We start from the raw sequence: 17,773 nt of genomic DNA on the forward strand, positions 1-17,773 counted from the left end.
GCCATTCAGGGAAAATTGACCTCCAGATCTTATGAAACCCAAACGGGTGAAAAAAGATATGTAACCGAAGTGGTGGTACAGGAAATTTTATTTCTTGGAAATCAAGTTGCGGAATAAGTTAAAATAAAGAGGGCATATCCGTCTAAAGTTTTGCCCTCTTTTTCATTGTTAATCTTTAAAAAAAAATAAAAGTATCATGAAAACCAAAGTTAATGAAATTCAAATCAGCTACCACGGAAATCAAACGATAAATACCACTTTTAAAATTGGATGTTCACAAGATGCTGCCCAACTGGCTTTTGAACATTGGGATCAAAACCATATCGAAATGCAGGAGCATTTTAAAATTCTATTGCTCAATAATTCCAATATTGTCAAAGGTATTTATGAGGTTTCAAAAGGTGGCATTACCGGAACCTTAGTAGATCTTAGAATCTTATTTGCCGTTGTTTTAAAAAGTTTGTCTACAGCGATCATACTTTTGCATAACCACCCAAGCGGTACTTTAAAACCTAGTGAAGCTGATCGACAGCTTACCCAAAAGATTATCAAAGCGGGAGAATTATTGGATGTCAAAGTTCTCGATCATCTTATCATTACTCCTAAAAAAGAGTATTACAGTTTTGCCGATCAGGGAGTTTTGTAAACCACTGAAAACAAAAATTTAATTGGAATGATAGAAAAGCCCTCAAGGATTGAGGGTTTTTTATCAGCTTATTTCTTTAGTTATTTGTAAAGCCGTTAGTCTGCTAAAAGGTTTTTATTTTTCAATGCATCGCAGAGGAAAAGGAAAAGCAAGAGGGTAACACGCAGAGCGGTGTTACTTTTCCTGACTTCCTTTATAGATAGGGCTTTCAAATTTTTCGATTTTGAAATTTCCTAAAAATTTGCTGCAAATAGTCTCGACCGCCCTAAAAGCAGGATACTATTTGCAGCAAATAATATTTTAACTCAGTAATTAATTAGGTCTTTATTTTATTTCTGACTAGAATAATCTAAAAAAAATATTTAGCCCACTCCGTTGCAGATGAGTATAGCTCACGTTTTGAGTGTATTTAAAACCTCCCCTTGCGGGTTTGCAAGCACCCTCAAAAATCTGTTAGCCTACAATCAATTCGATGCCGGCTTTTTGTGCTTTGTACTTTATTTTGGTGATCAAATCGTAATAGCTCCAGTTGCGCAATACAAATTCTTCTTATTTGGCTAGTTTAATTTTACTTTCCTAATTCATCAGCATCAAAGTGCCTGCCTGGTGCTGCACACAAAAATTAATCAGCTGACGGCTATAGAGTTTTAACCGAGAACGTACTTATCGGAGTTCTTTTTCTTTAAAATGATTCATCGCTTTTAATTTGCGCTTTCTCCCTTTGCCGGATTTGGTATAGGTGACCGCACTTTTTGCCCGTTGCGCTGCTGCCTGTATCGCTAAGCGTCGATGTAAAAACTCTTCTTTATTCCCAATGTGGAGTTTACTGTCTCCTACTTTAACTACAATAGGATGTGCAAGCGATAGCGATGCTTCTGCCACCTTTGCCGGTTTTAACGGATGTTTCTCTTTTTCCATTTCAAAAACAGCCAGCCAATAGGTCTTTCCGTTTTTTAGCTGCAAGTGAGAAGAGCAAAGCGGAGAACTTTATAAGAAATGGCAAGCGCTATTTAAGCATCCTTATGCTACCATCAAGTGTCAATGGGATTTGATCATATAATACCATAAAGAGGTATCAAAGCAGCTTCAGTTGATTATCGTTCTAGCCTATAATCTAAGATGGTTGTTCCATAGTAAAACAGATCTTATGCAACTGCTACTAAACCACTTTTTAAGACTCAGGGAACTCAAAGACACTTATGTAAGGGGAGATGAATTTTTTAAAGGATCGAATCAAAAAGGAACCGAAATCAATATTTTTTATACCAATTTATTTTATTTTTAAAAGCAAATCAGGTGGTTTTGGGGCAGACTGCCATTAAGTGATTTAGCTTTAAGAATATAATATATCTAGGTAAAATCATATTTATTCTATCAATCGTTTCAACAATAATGCAAATGAAAAATTACAAAATGACTTGATTACTGCGCAATATTTATAAAACAAGAAATTAACTTATTTTTAACAAAATAAAATAATGCAAGTTGTAATTTTAATAACGTTTAACTTTATAACTTAATTATTATGAAAAATTTTCAAAAAATTATTATTGTATTATTTTTAGCAGTGTGGTTACCAAATTATGCTGTTAACGAGCTGAATAGAAATGCTGAAAGTACAGACGGCTATGTGGAGAATGATTTTTCATTTGAAAAAAAAATGTCTGCCTCAGATATGCTATATTTCGTTAAAATCCCTTTAAAAGGAACATTAACTATCAGCGGTTGCACTATGACTTATGATATTGTTGTATCTTATAACATATTAAAAGATGAGGTCACTAATGTAAGTGGAAGTTTAACTTTCAGTGGTTCATGCTCAGGTTCGGTCGATTTTGATATAGCATTGAGGTCTAATAGTGATGGTACAATTAATGAATTGCCGGTCATCGATAAAGATATTAATTATCAGGGTGAATTTGAACAATTCCTTGTTACAGAGATTAATAATGCTATAATCAAAAACTAAAAATATTATTACTTTTATAAGAGCCACTCTAAGTTGTATAGAATGGCTCTTTTTTCTTAAACTAGATAACTTTAAGGTGAATATTATGAAAACTAAAAAAATTAATTTTAATAGTGGTTTAGTAATCGTGTTTTTATTACTTAATCATCTTTCTTTATTTCCCCAAGTTTCTTCTCTACAAAATTCCAAACATGATCCCAAAAAATTTGTGCCTTCATTCTTTTCATATAAGACAATTATTACAAATGATTTTGGGACAGATATTTCTTTAGAAGAAAAAATAGCCAAATCTGCATTTGATAATTTTCAAAGAGATTTTATAGCAAATTCAAATGTTCTTCTTTTAGATGGTTATACTTTTCCTAATCTCGATCCAGGTGTATCGGTGAATTTTGAGCATCAAGATTTTGTGATCTCATACCGACAAGGAAATTTCAAGATGGATGTGTCATCTGATGAATGTTACGAATTTGAATCTGTCAAATTCAAAAAAATGCAAAAATTTGATATGTTCAAGCTTGAACCTACAGAAAGCGCATACGTTCACGAAGATGGTAATTTTATTATAGTTATCGATTCCACTTTGCACTGGAAAATTCAACCTGCCCTATTTGCAAATCAAATGTTTCCTTATGGAGTATCGAAAGTTTACGATAAAAATAAAAAAAAATTAACAAAACTTATTCATGTTGAAAATGCAACATCCGAACAAATTTCTAAATTGGAATTAAATGATTTTAGCTCTACCAATTGCACCAAAATCAAGCCATTTTTTTTGTGATGGAAGTTAAAACGGTTTCTAAATTTGAGTACTTCGAAATTTTTTTCCTGTAATTTAATATAATGCAGTTTAAAGAATCAAAGGTATCACATAAACTAGCTATTGAGTAAATCATCCTATTATAAACTTTAACATATTAAATCATTTAAATACTTTATATATTTGATAGTCTTACTTTATTTATGAATACTTTAACTTTAATAAATTACTACAATATTAATTAATATACTTGTTAATATCGGATTGCGGTGTTATTATTGGAAACAAACTATATAAGCACAATTTTAGTTTAAATCAAAAACTTGTCAAATCCTAAAATAATTTAAACCATTATCAAATTATTTTTATTTAACTTGTAACTTATATTCAAAGGAATTTCCTGTTGGACTGTATCCCTCAAAGCTCTGGCTTTAGTCTATAGTGAAGATTACTAAATTTCTAAAAATTAATAACAGTATCTAGAGCATCATCTGCATCTTTATGAATAAAGTTAGCTTGGTAATTTATCGTAGTGGTAACCGAAGAATGGCGATAAAGTTTCTGAAGCATTTGAATTGGAATTTTATCGCCGGAAATATTACCAAAACTATGTCTAGCAATATGCATACTCATTTTTTTGTTAATGCCTAGTTTGGCAGCAACTTTTTTCAAATGTCTATTCAGGTTTCGAGTTACAGTTTGTGTTCTTATAGAAACCTTTTGAGTGTCATTCAAATCCGTGCCTGTTAAATAATCGAAAATTAAATCATTATTCAATGGACTGTTTTGTCGATATTTTTTAAAAATTGAAATAGCCTTATCAGGTGTTTTTAGCGTTACAAGCTTACTGTTTTTATTCATCCGGTATCTTAATCTATTATCATAAAAATCAGACCACTTTAGCTTTAAAACATCACCTACTCTTATACCAGCAAAATAAAAACTAATAAGCCATACATCGACCGCTTTTTGCTGAGCCTCTGTCAAATCTGTACTGCTCTCTAATTTCTTAATTTCTTTGCGGTTCAGTCCAATTTTTTGTGATTCAGGAATTCGTATCTGGACTTTCCCTTTTCCAAATGGATATCTTCCTCTATCCACTAAAGATTCAGATATCGCCAAATTGTAAATGGTTCTTATTAAGATCAGATAATTTACAACTGTTCTTGGTGAGCGTTTTTTATTGTGTAGTAAATATGTTTCAAATTTCCTTAGAAGGGGGACATTAAGTTCATTAAAAGATAACTCATTTTTTCTGAGAAAACTCTTAAACTTTTTAAGGCGACCAAGCTCGGTATCGTATTGATGATGTTTTTCTCTGTCCTTTAGGTTTTTCAGATGCAAATCTGCAACTACAAAAAAGTCAACTTTTTTGTTCTGCCTAAGATTTTTCTTAATCATTTTTACGGTCTGGTAATCGGAATTATTTTCAGCTTCTAGAACTTTTTTATTTGCTTCGGCAACTTTAGTAAGTAAAAAGTTATTAATGATATTCGCATTAGGATGAGATTTCCTAACGCATCTATTCTTCTCATCCCAATACTTTTCTTCAATATATTGACCAGTTCCTAAATAAGAACTTTTTCTATCTTTGGTAATCCTGACAGCGATTGGATATTGACCTTCAGGATTTCTTTTTTTTCTGAGTACTGCTTTAACGGTGGCCATAATAAATGTTTTAGACTATAAAGATAATAAAAACAGGTACAACATAGGTACAACATTTTGTGTATTTAATTGATATTACTTGATTGTAAATACTATTTAAATTTAATTAAAGAATTGAAAATCAATGTTTTTGTTTGTTGTTGTTGCAGTATGGTTAAACACTCATAACCCGAAGGTCACTGGTTCGAGTCCAGTTCCCGCTACTAAGCAAAGCTTCACAGAAATGTGAAGCTTTTTTTATTACCTAAATTTTAATGTCTCTTGTGGTAATATTATAATAAGAACTCACTTTAAAGCTTATCTCATTTGTATTAAAATTTGGTTGAAACTTTTTAGGAGCCTTTGTTGTTAGTTGTTTTTTTAGTAAAAAATAAATAATTGAGCCTAAAACAGGAAAAAATAAAACAGCAAGAAGTGAAATTGTATTTATATAGGGTTCTTTAAATCTAGACCTAGTAATATCTATGATAGCTGCAAACCATAATACAATGGTTAAAATTATAAGTGAAATAATTAATATTATATACATTTTTAAAATTAATATTGTTACTGCGAAAATTTTATAATACTAAAGTTAAAAATTATAATTGTATTTGTAAAGTAGTATAAAAAGTTCTTGGTTCACTTGGTAAAATACCAGGACCAGGATAACCTGTAGCTCGTTTAGTGAAGTAATAGTTATTGGTAAAATTGTTTATACCTGCTTCTATTTTAAAATTTTTGTAAGTGTAACTAGCAGATAAATCTGCCACGTAGTAAGAAGGTATTTCTCCAAAAATACCATACGTATTATCGCTAGTGTTGGTAGGTGTGTTATTACTATCTGTGTATTGAGAAGACACGTAAGTTAATTGTGTACTAACTTTAAAATTTTTATAGCCTAGCGTAGTACCTGTTTTAATATTAAATAAAGGTACAAATTCTACTTTATTACCTTCTATGCCAGTTACATCACTTTTAATGTATTCTCCGTTTGTAATAGCATTATTTATAAAGGCATTCCAAGAAATATTTTGATTTTGATTAAAAAAAGTATTACTAATATCCCAATCTACTAAAGCTTCCCATCCGTAGGTTAAAGCAGTACCTAAATTGCTTCTGTAGCTTACTACCGCCGCACTACCATTAGGGTTAGAGGTTTGGTATTCACCAATTTTATCGTCATATAAAAGTGCATAGATACTAGTATCGTAACTTAAAACATTATTTATTTTACCGCGTACTCCAATATCTGAGGTAAAACCTTTTTCGTCTGTAATATTAGGGTCTATTACCTGGCTGGGAGAAACGGTTCTTATATCGCTAAAAGTTACAGATCTATAATTCTGAGAAATATTTCCGTAGAATTCGGTTCTATTAAATGGTTTGTAACTTAGACCTACACCTAGTAATAAAAAATTACGTTCTTTTACAATATCTTCTTCTACCAATTCATCTAAAATAACATTCCCCGCTAAATCTGTATTTATATTTCTATAATAACCATCTGCTTTGGTTCTTATATTTTCAAATCTAAAGCCTGGCGTAACAGTGAATTCAGAAGAAATTCTGAATATATTCTCTCCAAATAAAGAAAAATTTTGATTAGGATACACGTAGTCGCTCTGGCTAGCATAATCAGGAAACTCACTAGTAGCAAGATTAAAATTAGCGTCACCACCGCTGCTACCAGGTCCTTGTATGGCTGTATTTCTAGCTTGGTAATATTTACCTCCTATTAAAAAAGCACTTTTTTGATTGTTTATTTTATATTCTTGAAGAAATCTAGCCTCTGCTCCCCAGTTTACAAAATCACCCAAAATTAAGTCTCTAACAGTCCCGGGAGTGTCTGCATTACTTACTCGGTTTGATAGATAGCCAACCGTACTTCTGCTAGCATCTAAACCAAATAGTTGTAAAGAGAAATTGGCTTTATCTGTAAATTTATGTTTTAAACGTAAAGCTAATAAATTCCAATTTACATCAAACCAATTACGTTCTCTATTGCTTTGAAACATATCTTCATTAAACATAAAATCAGTAAGACCTCCAGGTTGTTTTGCTAGATAATCAAAAAGAGTATAATCAAAATGAAGTGAAGTTTTCTCGTTAAATTGGTAATTAAGATTTACAAAAAAGTTTCTGCTATTAAAGTTAGAATTTGGTCTAAAACCGTCTCCTTGTTTATAGTTGAAAAAGGTGTAGTAGCTAAATTTGCCTTTTGTGCCACTTAAACTCGTAAAATTGGTAAATAGATTGTAAGAGCCTAGCGTATTTCTACTTATAAGCTCAATACTTTTTTTAGAAGGGTCTTGAAATTGAAAATTGACCAAACCTCCAAATTGTGTTCCGTATTGTAGTGATGCTGCACCTTTCACTACCTGTATTTCTTTTAAAGCTTCTGTAGGGGGCGTGTAATAACTCTCTGGGTAACCAAGTACATCTGCACTAATGTCATAGCCATTTTGTCTAGTATTAAAGTTACTGGTGCGGTTAGGGTTTAAACCCCTACCACCAATATTTAACTGCAAACCACCGTCAGAATTTTCACTAAAAGTAATTCCAGAAACTTGTGCATAAATTTGTCTAGCAGTATTAACAGACTTGTTGGCAACTAATTTATTAACGAGTACCGTCTCCGTTTTTTTTCCAGCATAAATAGCTGTTTCTTCAATATCTTTAAGGTGTTTTAAAGCAAATACACGGTCTTTATTACGCTGAATAACCACTTCATTTAAAGCAACAATATCTTGTAAAATGACAAATATTTCTTTTTGATTGGTGCTAAATTGCTGCTCTTCTACTAGAAAATAGTCTTTATAGAAATATAAAGTAATAGTTTCTTTTTCTGAAGAAATAGAAAAACGTCCATCGGTATCTGTAATAGTAGATTTTCCTAAGCTATCAAACACCTCTACATTTGCAAGAGGTTTGCCATGTTGGTTTACTACGGTACCAGAAATATTATTTTGTGCCCAAGTAAATGAAACAGTAAAAAGTAATAAAATATTAAAAACCCAAGATGGTGTCTTTAAAAGGAAGTATCCAGGTTTTTTGTTTAAAAGATTCATCTTGTTTTGCAAGGTTTATATGGGGGTTTATGTAAGGTTTGCTAAGCCTACCATTTAGGCTAACATAAGATTTTACTTTTATTTCGGGGTCTGTCATTCCCATGTTTTTCTTATAATAATCATACAGGTAATGTGCATATTCTAAAATAAAGTCTGGCTGAAAAGACATTTGTTTTTCTTGAAAACGAGTAAGATGTTTGGTGTTGTCTACAATTTTAAATTTTCCCGTTTCAGGGTCTAAAATAGAAAATTCTGTATAACCTGCTTTTTCCATTAGCATAACACGCCAAGAAAACCTGTAGCCTTCTTCTGTCCAAAAAAGTTCATTCTCATATAATAAATACCTAAACGGAATTATAAGTTGAAGTAATACAACTATTATAAGTACGCTTGGAGCAATTTTAGAAGCAAAGTAAGTTTGTTTTTTAGAAGTGTTTAAGTTTGTTTTTTTAGGAATTATTTTTAGAAACCTCTCTAAAAAATTTAATATTTTCTCGTGAAATTTTGGGTCAAAAAATATTAAAGAAGAAACAATCATTACAAAAGGAAAAACCCCAATAGGAAAAAGTAAGCGCGTTAGTAAATGAAATATTACTACAAAAATAAAACCTACTATCCTTGTACGTTTATTAATTAGCAAAAAAACAATTGCTAAATCATATAAAGCGCCAATCCAACTAAATGCATAAGCCACCCAAGGTTTTATTAACAAAGCACCTAGTATAGGTAAATCTGCTTTAGAAGGAAGCCAAATTTTTAATGGCATTGCATTAAATAACCAATCTGAGTTTAATTTGGCAATACCTGCATACAGATAAACAATACCAATAAGAATTTTTAAAATATCTGTTCCATAACGTGGTATTACTTTGCTAGCTTTATTAGGCTTTTGCTTTGCATCTACAGAAAAATAAGTATTTGCAGGAAGAAAAATCATGACAAAACTTACTACAGAAATAAAATAATAATGATTTAAGTAATAAGTTTTATCCATTAATTCAATGTAAGTAAAACTCAGAAAAAATATAATAATACTTAGTCTGTACTTATAACCAATAGCTACGGTTATTGCAGAAATAGCACAGAGAAGAAAAATTACATATGTATAAATACCTAAAGGCTTTACCCAACTAAATCCGTAATAGGTAAAATGAAATTGCGGAATTATATAAAACTTTTCAATCCATCCATTAAGAGTAAATCTTAATAGACTAAAAAACATCATAATACCAAATGCCATTCTATAAAAAGCAAGAGGTGCGGCATTTGTGTAGGTATTTATATATGCGTTTATTTTTTGAAGCATTATTAACCTAACTAAAGGATAAATTAAATTGGTATTTAGATACTAGTCACCATCACCATCTACATAATCAATTGTTAAACTAAGAGCGCTAATCATATCTAGTTTAATGTAAACTACATTTTGTTGTAGAGCATTGTAAGTAGTAAGCATTGCGCTATTATTAGTAGAAATTTGATCGCTAAAACTATCATCTAAGTTATCAATTTTACTAAAAATTGTAGCATATTGGTTATTAATAATAGTACTTAATTTTTCACCGTCTGATGTTGCATCTACCGCATCTAAAAATTCTTTTAATCCAGGTCCAGTTGTAGAAGTGCCAAAAGTAACTCCGTTAAAAAAATTTTGAGAAGCTTGTGTAGCATCTATTAAAAGAGTTTTGCTAATGTCGTTTTTGTAGTATGCCTCTACACTTTCAGGATAAAGAACACCATTACTAAAAACGCCTGCAGGTATACCTAATTTAGGTGCACGTACATCTTTTTCAAAATTTTCAATGTAATTATTAGCCATCTGATTAACAGAGCCTGTTACCACGTTAGAGTTGTTTATAAAAGTTTCTCTGTAACCATTATTCCAGTCGGTTACAATGGCATCTGCAGTATTTTTTAATTGTGCGCTTACTGCGGCTAGGTAATTAGCATAACCACTTTCATTTATATAAAGAGCTAATATGTCTTCATCATTTTCTGCAATACCGTATAATAAATAATCTATTGCAGGAAAACCTTGACTAGCATATTGAGCTTGCGTCTCTAAATTATAATCGGCACCATTAATATTATTTAATATATTTTCAGTATCGGTAGGATAAATATTTGTTTTATCGGTTAATTTAAGATCTGTAGCTTTCCCAATATCAAATATTCCTACATATTGGTATGCTTTATACGCTTCTAGCCAAGCATCTCTTAAATTATTTAAGTTAGGTGCATTTATATTTTCACTAAATGTATCTACCTCTGTATTTAATAAATTTACTTTTTGTTGGTAATTTTCAAATGAAGGAACAATAATATTATCTGCCCAACTAGTTAACATCTCTTCTTTATCGTAGTTAGATGTATCACTTCCAGAATCGGAGCCATTGTCTGATGAGCAGCTCGCTATAAATAAGACAGATAAGATAAATACTAATTTTCTCATTACTTTTTTTTGCAAAATTATAAAACAGACGCCAATTAATGTTTATTTATTCTAAATTAATTTTTTTGTAGATATATTTGCTAAAAATTTTAATTAGATTACTTTTGTGTAGTTTTTAATTAATCTAAATAAGAAGTATATAATGAAAAAAAATTTACTAACCATTGCTTTAGCGGCAAGTGCTATAATCTACGTAGGTTGTAGTAGTGATGATGATAACTCTAACTCTCAAGAAACAGTTACAAAATCTGATGTAATAGAAAATTACGCAAACATAGTTTATCAAAATTATCAAGACGCTCTTAGTGACGCGGTAGAGTTACAAACAGCAATAGAGACTTTTACTGCTAACCCAACTCAAGAAAATTTTGACGAAGCTAAAGAAGAATGGTTAGAATCTAGAGAAAGCTACGGTGTTAGTGAAGCATATCGTTTTGCAAATGGACCGATAGATGATGAAAATGGACCAGAAGGTTTATTAAACGCTTGGCCGTTAGATGAAAACTTTATTGATTACGTAGATAATAATGGAGAAGTAATTAACGGAGGAATAATTAATAGTACAGAAGACTACCCAAGTATTACCAAAGATTTATTAGAAAGCCTTAATGAAAATGGAGGAGAAAAAAACATTAGCGTTGGGTACCACGCTATTGAGTTTTTACTTTGGGGTCAAGATTTAACAGATCCATCAGATTTTCTTACAGGACAAAGACCATACACAGATTTTGTAGATGGAGGTACTGCACTTAACCAAGACAGACGTAGAGCTTACCTTAATATTTGTGCAGAGCTAATTATTGATAATTTAACTTATTTATCAGATTTATGGGCTCCAGGTGGTACTTACAGAACAGAGTTTTTAGCTCTAGAAGAAGATGAGGCTTTACAAAATATGTATTTAGGTATAACTACTCTTGTATCTGCAGAGTTACCAATAGAGCGTATGTCTGTAGCATTAAGTAATGCAGATCAAGAAGACGAGCACTCTTGTTTTAGTGATAACACACACAGAGATATTATTCTTAATCTAGAAGGAGTAATTAATGTATATAATGGTACTTATGGAGATATTAGCGGTGCTTCACTTGCAGATCTAGTAGAAGAAGCAAATTCTGAGTTTTTTGAAAGTACTGCAGATGCAATTGACGAAGCAGAATCTAAAGTAGATGCTATTTATATTCCTTTTGATTATGCTATTTCTGGAGGAGAAAGCTCTACAGAAGGTCAAAAAGTAAGTGATGCAGTAAATGCATTATTAGATTTAGGAGCTAATTTATTAGCAGGAGCATCTGCAATAGGTGTTACAGTAAACGGATAATTATAAATTTTTATAATGTATAAAAGAGGTTTAGTAGTTTTTTTGTTTTCTTCATTAATGTTATTGCATACAAGCTGTAGCACAGATGATAGTGATTATACTACTTTAACCCCAGAAGAGGGAGAGCAGAATTTAGGAGGCATATCTACAGTGATAAACGCATCAGAAGAAGCCTTTGGTTTTTCAAGTTCTGCTCTCACCACTTCACAAACAATAGATTTTGGCGTAGGAAATTCATTTTTTAGACAAAGTTGGGTTTCTTCACCGGCATCTACCACTGCAAGAGACGGTTTAGGTCCTTTTTTTAATGCAGTTTCTTGTTCTTCTTGCCATTTTAAAGATGGTAGAGGTCGTCCTCCTTTATATGAAGGTGAAGTTGGCTTCGGATTATTATTCAGATTAAGTCTACCAGGTAAAGATGAATATGGTGCAGCAATATCAGATCCTGTTTATGGGCATCAATTACAAGACTCTTCTATTTTAGGTCCAGATAGTGAGGGGCAAATGAGTATTACTTATGAAACTTTTACAGAAACTCTAGCAGATGGAACCGAAGTAACATTAAAAAAACCTATCTACACCATTACTAATCTTAATTATGGAGCTACTGCCTCTGGTGTTTTAATATCACCACGTGTAGCTAACCAAATGATTGGATTGGGACTTTTAGAGGCTATACCAGAAAGTACTCTTTTAGAATTAGCAGATGAAAACGATGCTAATAACGATGGAATTTCAGGTAGACCAAATTATGTGTACGATGTAGAAAGTAATTCCACCAAAATGGGTCGTTTTGGGTGGAAAGCAAATCAGCCTTCTGTAAGACAGCAAGTAGCAGGTGCATTTTCTGGAGATATGGGTATTACTTCTTCTATCTTTCCAGATGCAGATTGCCCACAAGGTGTAGATTGCGATGAAATACCTAACGGAGGTGATCCAGAAATTTCAGATGATAATTTAGCTAAAGTAGTACTGTATTCTCAATCGTTAGCTGTTCCTGTACGTAGAGATTATGAAGATCAAAGCGTACTAAATGGAAAAGAAATTTTTAGTAGTATACAATGTACAAGCTGCCACATACCTAAAATAGAAACAGGTAGTACCTATTATATAGAAGGTTTTAGAAACCAAACTATACGTCCATATACAGATATGCTTTTACATGATATGGGAGAAGGTTTGAGTGATAATGCTCCAGATTATTTAGCAGATGGCAATGAGTGGCGTACCCAACCATTATGGGGTATAGGTTTAATTAATACAGTAAATGGACATACACAGCTGCTACACGACGGACGAGCAGATAATATTACAGAGGCTATTTTATGGCACGGTGGTGAAGCTCTAGCAGCAAAAGAACAGTTTAAAGAGTTAAGCACAAGTGATCGAGAAGATTTATTAGCTTTTATAAATTCATTATAAAACAAAAAAAGTTAAGTGGTTATAGTTTAAAAAAAACCTTCACAGAGATGTGAAGGTTTTTTTGTTTTTTGATTAACAAAATGTCTTTTACTGTTGTTCATATTCCGCATCCCAATCATTACCATCATCCCCTTTTTGACCATCCAATTTTATTAAAAAGTTTTTAGCAGGAAAATATGGTTTCATGTGTATATCAAGATGAACTCTATCTTTTTGATTTGGGTCTTGCTCAAAACGTTTAATAGAAAAATCTTCTATAAGTTTATCTGGCCCAGATATATTATCTAAAAACTTCACAATTTGCCCCATTAATTCTTTACGAGTACGTGCATTAAAGTTTTCAAAAGCCCTTCTATTTAAAAAGTCCATAAGTACTTTTGTAACATAATCAAAAACACGAACCACAGAGTAGGTTTGTAGGCCTAAATTATCGCCATTAAAAAGTGTTTTAGCAGAAAAAGCCATTACTTTACCATACTCATTAACCATTGGTACTAAACCAAGTTTTTCTAGGTTTGCAATTTCGCTCTTTTTTAAATCAAATCTAACACCACTAATTTCATTAATTCCTCCATATTTTTTACCAGCAGTGACTTGAGACATAAGAGTTTTATATATTTTACCTGCTAATGCTCCAGATGGAGGTACAAAAAGGTCATCTTCTTCTCCGTATTCATCTTCTTTGCCTCTACCTACAAGCCAATTACAGGCCATTACTACATTAGAGCGGTGATTTTCGCCTCCAGTTAGATTAGCCGCTTCAAACATTTCCATAACATCATCTGGCTCATCTAAATGTTCAAAATCTGTAACTAACATTACTTTATTTTCATAAGCAATTTTAGCCCATTTTTCTACAACGGCGTTGTTTCCTAAATAGCCTGGTATAACCATAAGGCCATAATTATCTCGAAGGTCTAAACGATCGTAATTGTCTCTTAATTCAGAAGAAATAGCATCAATAAAACGGGTATTGTCTAAATCTTTTAATTGTTCTAAATCTGCATTTACAATTGTTATATTTTTAATTTTATCTGCCTCTGTATTTTTAAAAAACAAAGCCATTGATCGGTAAGAACGCTCTAAATCACGAGTTTCATTTATTGCTTTTCCTACATTTTCTTTTAAAGTTTGATCTGCTATTTGAGTTCTTTTTTCAGACTCTTCAACCATTGTAGAAATATCTTCAGAACTAGAAAGAATAGAAGCCCACATCTCTAATGTTTTTTTAACTTTCTTTCTTTCTTTCTCTTTTGTACTTTCTGTTAAAAATATTTTTTTTCTCGCTTTTCGTTCTGGATTCATGTTTTGAACCCCGTCTATAGTTGCTTCTAAAAGATCAAACCCACCATATTTTGCTAATTTTTCGCTGCTTTCTTCTAATTGTTTAGAAGGGTTTTGTGAGATTGCTTGTTGCTGCATTTTTTCTAATTTAGCCATAATTATTTATTAGGTTCAAGTTCTGAAATTAAAGATTGAATTGAGGTTAACAAAGCTTGCTTTGCTTCAGGATCTGTTAATGCAGCTTTAAGAATTTTATTAGTTTTAAGTTGTTTTATAATCTTTACATATTGTTCTTTCTCTGTATCTAGGTCTTTTAAAAAATCACTTTGGTTAATTATACCATTTTTACCAAAATCACCTAGGTTAGAAAAGTGGAGTGTTTCTTTAGATTCTACCCCATCTTTGTCTGAAAATTCTATTTCTACATTAGGCTGGTAATGATTAAAAACATCATCAATTTTTTTGAGATCTCTAATCATTTCAGCTTTTACTGGTTGGTTTTGCGTAAGCTTTTCAACTAGTAAAGTTCTATTTTGTGGTATTTCATTTAAAGCTTCGGCAGAGTCTTGCCTAACTTCTGTACCACCAAGGCCGTATGTGTTATCGCTCATAAATTTTAGTTTTTTTTGGTTATTAAGAATAAATATAGGGTTTTTATATGCTTATTTCCCATTTTAGGGCTTCGTTTTCAAGACTAACTTTTATATGATTTCCTTTTTTGATTTTACCTGTAATTAACATTTTAGACAATGGGCCTCTCAATTCTGTGCGTATTACACCACGTAATGGTCTAGCTCCATATTGAGGAGTAAACCCTTTAATTGAAAGAAATTGATATACTTCATCAGAAAGCTCGATGGTTATTTCTTGCTTTTCTAATGCTTTTAATAAATCTTTAAGTTGAATTTTAAAAATCTTAATGATGTTTTCCTTTGTGATAGGACTAAAAGGTACTATCTCTGTAAGTCTCCCTAAAAATTCAGGTCTAAAATGGTTACCCATAATTTCCATTAAATCTGTTGGTTTAGGGATTTCTCCAGCCTGAAATGATTTTTCTACGTGTTTACTTCCTACATTAGAAGTAAACAATATTACTGCATGTGAAAAATCACCAGTTTTACCTAAACGATCGTGAAGTTTACCTTCATCTAATATTTGAAGAAAAATATCAAAAACAGAAGGGTGTGCTTTTTCAATTTCATCAAAAAGTACAATAGAGTAGGGTTTTTGTCTTATTTTATTTACTAAAAGTCCACCTTCTTCATAGCCAACATAACCCGGAGGAGCACCATAAAGTAGAGCTGCAGAATGTTCTTCTTTAAATTCTGACATATCAAAACGGATTATAGCATCTTCGGTTTGAAACAAAAACTCTGCTAGAGCCTTGGCTAGTTCTGTTTTACCTGTACCTGTGGGACCTGTAAAAAAGAAAGAACCTGTTGGTAGTCCTGGTTTGCTTAAGCCTGATCTAGATTCATGTACAGCTGCAGTAATAGTTTTTACTGCGTGATCTTGCCCCACAACACGCCTTTTTAATTCTTCTTCCATAGAAAGCAAGCGTTCTTTTTCATCTGCTAATAGCTCTCCTACAGGAATTCCTGTTTTGTTAGATATAGTTGCTGTTACGTCTTTTTTTACGATGCTATTTTTTTCTGTATTTGCTTCTTTTAGTAATTTTTGAAGATTATTTTTAAATTTTTCAGCAATTTGTGTAGAGGTAGTAGTATTACCGTCAATTATTAAATGATCTTCTTCTTTTAATGCCGTGAATAGAAGGTAGCTTATTCGGTTACCTAGATCGTTATATAACCATTCTAATTCATGTATTTTTTGTGTTTCAGAAAATTCTTCTTTTTCTAAAATAACAGTTAACTCTTGTGTAATATTTTCAATAATTAGAGAGGAAGTTTCTAACATAAAACGTGCAGAAGACATAGTTCTGTCAATTAAATCTATAGCAGAGTCTGGTAAGCTACGTTCTTTGTTAAAACGCTTAGAAAGCTTAATGGCTTCTTCAATAGTTTTGTATTCTATGTTAAATTTATGATGATTTACATAACTGTCAATTATATAATTAATCATTCTAGCCGTGGTTTGTTCATTAGGTTCTTCTAAATGGATTATTTCAAACCTTCTAGAAAGTGTGTCGTCACTTTCTACTTGTTTTCTAAAAGTATCATTAGTCATACTTCCAATGATTGTAATATTACCTTTTGCTAGTTCAGATTTAAGAATATTGATTAACCCTTTTTGTTGGCTGTTTTTATCTAATAAATTATCAAGTTCATCAATTAATAAAATAGGTTTTTTAAATTGTTTTATGGCGTTTATAATTTTTTTAAAACGATCTTCAATCTCACCATTATAGCTAGCACTAGACACTAACTCGATAAAATTTAGCTCATAAATCTGCGCGTCCTTTAAAGTTTCTTGTACATTTCCATTAATAACGGTATTGCTAAAGCCATTTAATAGAGCTGATTTGCCTACGCCAGGTTCTCCTGTAATAAGTACATTGGGTTTAGAATGTCTTCCTAAAATTTCAGTAATCATTTTAATTTCTCCATCACGCCCGTATATATTTGTTAGTTCTTGATTACGTGCTTGCGAAGTTTTATCTATACAATACTTGTTTAATACATCTGTATTTATAGGTTTGGCGTGTGTACTAGAGAATTCTTTTTTATAAATATTGTTAGAGGTTGTAGTGGAAGAGTTGGTTAGTAGATTTAAAACATCTTCTCTTTTTATGGGAAATGTTTTTAACTGCTCATAAGTAAAGCCTACTCCAGGAGTACAAATAGCAACTAATATGGAAGTAGGAGTGATCTCTTCTTCGTTTAATTTTAGTCTTACCATATCGGCTTCATTAAAAATAGCCTCTATACTATTATCTGCACTGAGTTGATCAGGTATTGTAGCAGCTCTTGGCAACATTTCCATACGTACGTCTGCCCATTCTTCTACATAATAGATGTCTTCACTAATTTCTTCAATAAACGATCTTAGGTTAAAGTTTTTATGCAATAATGCTCTTAATAAATGAGCAGCATTGTATTGATTTGCATGATATCCTTTAGCGTTTGCTTCTGCAATATGTAAGAGTTCTTTGGTTGATGAAGAAAGAGAATAGGTAAGGGTTTGCATAAATATAATTGTAAGGTGCTAATTTTATGTGTTTTAAAACTACTATAATTTTAT

Annotated in this window: 15 protein-coding genes; 6 read left to right on the plus strand and 9 right to left on the minus strand. The window is 31.7% G+C overall.

What is annotated here, in order from left to right:
• Together BUC03_RS10960 and BUC03_RS10965 are read left to right on the plus strand one after the other, a co-directional pair.
• Nucleotides 1-117, plus strand: a 117-nt coding sequence (locus BUC03_RS10960) for a single-stranded DNA-binding protein (protein WP_143159182.1), incomplete at its 5' end; no start/stop codon positions are given.
• Between the two features lie 79 nt (nucleotides 118-196).
• Nucleotides 197-646 carry a JAB domain-containing protein gene (locus tag BUC03_RS10965; RefSeq protein WP_073151811.1) on the plus strand — a complete coding sequence of 150 codons (450 nt, stop codon included), beginning with the start codon at nucleotides 197-199 and terminating at the stop codon, nucleotides 644-646.
• A 663-nt stretch (nucleotides 647-1,309) separates the two neighbouring features.
• Here the strand turns inward: BUC03_RS10965 and BUC03_RS15465 are convergent.
• Nucleotides 1,310-1,564 carry a hypothetical protein gene (locus BUC03_RS15465; protein ID WP_159432715.1) on the minus strand — a complete coding sequence of 85 codons (255 nt, stop codon included), beginning with the start codon at nucleotides 1,562-1,564 and terminating at the stop codon, nucleotides 1,310-1,312.
• 607 nt (nucleotides 1,565-2,171) lie between these two features.
• Here BUC03_RS15465 and BUC03_RS10975 point away from each other — a divergent pair.
• Nucleotides 2,172-2,615: a hypothetical protein gene (locus BUC03_RS10975; RefSeq protein ID WP_073151815.1), complete on the plus strand. Its 444-nt coding sequence runs from the start codon at nucleotides 2,172-2,174 to the stop codon at nucleotides 2,613-2,615.
• 85 nt (nucleotides 2,616-2,700) lie between these two features.
• The gene (locus BUC03_RS10980; RefSeq protein WP_073151817.1) at nucleotides 2,701-3,396 is read left to right on the plus strand and encodes a hypothetical protein; all 696 of its coding nucleotides are present in this window, start codon (nucleotides 2,701-2,703) and stop codon (nucleotides 3,394-3,396) included.
• A 438-nt stretch (nucleotides 3,397-3,834) separates the two neighbouring features.
• Here BUC03_RS10980 and BUC03_RS10985 read toward each other — a convergent pair whose 3' ends face one another.
• The 5 genes from BUC03_RS10985 to BUC03_RS11005 form a co-directional block, all read right to left on the minus strand.
• Nucleotides 3,835-5,043: a site-specific integrase gene (locus BUC03_RS10985; protein ID WP_073151819.1), complete on the minus strand. Its 1,209-nt coding sequence runs from the start codon at nucleotides 5,041-5,043 to the stop codon at nucleotides 3,835-3,837.
• A gap of 244 nt (nucleotides 5,044-5,287) precedes the next feature.
• Nucleotides 5,288-5,572 (minus strand): PLDc N-terminal domain-containing protein, encoded by a 285-nt coding sequence (locus BUC03_RS10990; protein WP_073151821.1) that lies wholly within the window; start codon nucleotides 5,570-5,572, stop codon nucleotides 5,288-5,290.
• A gap of 52 nt (nucleotides 5,573-5,624) precedes the next feature.
• Nucleotides 5,625-8,093 (minus strand): TonB-dependent receptor domain-containing protein, encoded by a 2,469-nt coding sequence (locus tag BUC03_RS10995; RefSeq protein ID WP_073151823.1) that lies wholly within the window; start codon nucleotides 8,091-8,093, stop codon nucleotides 5,625-5,627.
• Nucleotides 8,032-9,399 carry an HTTM domain-containing protein gene (locus BUC03_RS11000; protein ID WP_073151825.1) on the minus strand — a complete coding sequence of 456 codons (1,368 nt, stop codon included), beginning with the start codon at nucleotides 9,397-9,399 and terminating at the stop codon, nucleotides 8,032-8,034. Before BUC03_RS11000 ends, BUC03_RS10995 begins: the two co-directional genes overlap by 62 nt.
• 42 nt (nucleotides 9,400-9,441) lie before the next feature.
• On the minus strand, nucleotides 9,442-10,545 hold the full coding sequence (locus BUC03_RS11005; protein ID WP_073151827.1) for an imelysin family protein: 1,104 nt from the start codon (nucleotides 10,543-10,545) through the stop codon (nucleotides 9,442-9,444).
• Between the two features lie 142 nt (nucleotides 10,546-10,687).
• Here BUC03_RS11005 and BUC03_RS11010 point away from each other — a divergent pair, with 142 nt between their 5' ends.
• Both BUC03_RS11010 and BUC03_RS11015 read left to right on the plus strand, forming a co-directional pair.
• Nucleotides 10,688-11,866 (plus strand): imelysin family protein, encoded by a 1,179-nt coding sequence (locus BUC03_RS11010; RefSeq protein WP_073151830.1) that lies wholly within the window; start codon nucleotides 10,688-10,690, stop codon nucleotides 11,864-11,866.
• 15 nt (nucleotides 11,867-11,881) lie between these two features.
• The gene (locus BUC03_RS11015) at nucleotides 11,882-13,288 is read left to right on the plus strand and encodes a di-heme oxidoreductase family protein (protein ID WP_073151832.1); all 1,407 of its coding nucleotides are present in this window, start codon (nucleotides 11,882-11,884) and stop codon (nucleotides 13,286-13,288) included.
• 87 nt (nucleotides 13,289-13,375) lie between these two features.
• On the opposite strand, the gene BUC03_RS11020 is transcribed toward BUC03_RS11015, so the two are convergent.
• The 3 genes from BUC03_RS11020 to BUC03_RS11030 are packed head-to-tail and all read right to left on the minus strand — an operon-like array spanning nucleotide 13,376 to nucleotide 17,719.
• The gene (locus BUC03_RS11020; protein ID WP_073151834.1) at nucleotides 13,376-14,728 is read right to left on the minus strand and encodes a DUF5458 family protein; all 1,353 of its coding nucleotides are present in this window, start codon (nucleotides 14,726-14,728) and stop codon (nucleotides 13,376-13,378) included.
• Between the two features lie 2 nt (nucleotides 14,729-14,730).
• Nucleotides 14,731-15,183 (minus strand): hypothetical protein, encoded by a 453-nt coding sequence (locus BUC03_RS11025; protein WP_073151836.1) that lies wholly within the window; start codon nucleotides 15,181-15,183, stop codon nucleotides 14,731-14,733.
• Nucleotides 15,184-15,226: 43 nt separating this feature from the next.
• Complete coding sequence (locus tag BUC03_RS11030) at nucleotides 15,227-17,719, minus strand: ATP-dependent Clp protease ATP-binding subunit (protein ID WP_073151838.1); 2,493 nt, start codon at nucleotides 17,717-17,719, stop codon at nucleotides 15,227-15,229.
• Nucleotides 17,720-17,773: the final 54 nt, after the last annotated feature.

The sequence above is a fragment of the Mesonia phycicola genome (assembly GCF_900141885.1).
In the GTDB taxonomy this organism is placed as follows: Bacteria; Bacteroidota; Bacteroidia; order Flavobacteriales; family Flavobacteriaceae; genus Mesonia; species Mesonia phycicola.

Bases quoted from the DNA above. Each gene is read 5' to 3' on its own strand.
- BUC03_RS10965 (WP_073151811.1), top strand. From the start codon at position 197: ATGAAAACCAAAGTTAATGAAATTCAAATCAGCTACCACGGAAATCAA.
- BUC03_RS15465 (WP_159432715.1), bottom strand. From the start codon at position 1,564: ATGGAAAAAGAGAAACATCCGTTAAAACCGGCAAAGGTGGCAGAAGCA.
- BUC03_RS10975 (WP_073151815.1), top strand. From the start codon at position 2,172: ATGAAAAATTTTCAAAAAATTATTATTGTATTATTTTTAGCAGTGTGG.
- BUC03_RS10980 (WP_073151817.1), top strand. From the start codon at position 2,701: ATGAAAACTAAAAAAATTAATTTTAATAGTGGTTTAGTAATCGTGTTT.
- BUC03_RS10985 (WP_073151819.1), bottom strand. From the start codon at position 5,043: ATGGCCACCGTTAAAGCAGTACTCAGAAAAAAAAGAAATCCTGAAGGT.
- BUC03_RS10990 (WP_073151821.1), bottom strand. From the start codon at position 5,572: ATGTATATAATATTAATTATTTCACTTATAATTTTAACCATTGTATTA.
- BUC03_RS10995 (WP_073151823.1), bottom strand. From the start codon at position 8,093: ATGAATCTTTTAAACAAAAAACCTGGATACTTCCTTTTAAAGACACCA.
- BUC03_RS11000 (WP_073151825.1), bottom strand. From the start codon at position 9,399: ATGCTTCAAAAAATAAACGCATATATAAATACCTACACAAATGCCGCA.
- BUC03_RS11005 (WP_073151827.1), bottom strand. From the start codon at position 10,545: ATGAGAAAATTAGTATTTATCTTATCTGTCTTATTTATAGCGAGCTGC.
- BUC03_RS11010 (WP_073151830.1), top strand. From the start codon at position 10,688: ATGAAAAAAAATTTACTAACCATTGCTTTAGCGGCAAGTGCTATAATC.
- BUC03_RS11015 (WP_073151832.1), top strand. From the start codon at position 11,882: ATGTATAAAAGAGGTTTAGTAGTTTTTTTGTTTTCTTCATTAATGTTA.
- BUC03_RS11020 (WP_073151834.1), bottom strand. From the start codon at position 14,728: ATGGCTAAATTAGAAAAAATGCAGCAACAAGCAATCTCACAAAACCCT.
- BUC03_RS11025 (WP_073151836.1), bottom strand. From the start codon at position 15,183: ATGAGCGATAACACATACGGCCTTGGTGGTACAGAAGTTAGGCAAGAC.
- BUC03_RS11030 (WP_073151838.1), bottom strand. From the start codon at position 17,719: ATGCAAACCCTTACCTATTCTCTTTCTTCATCAACCAAAGAACTCTTA.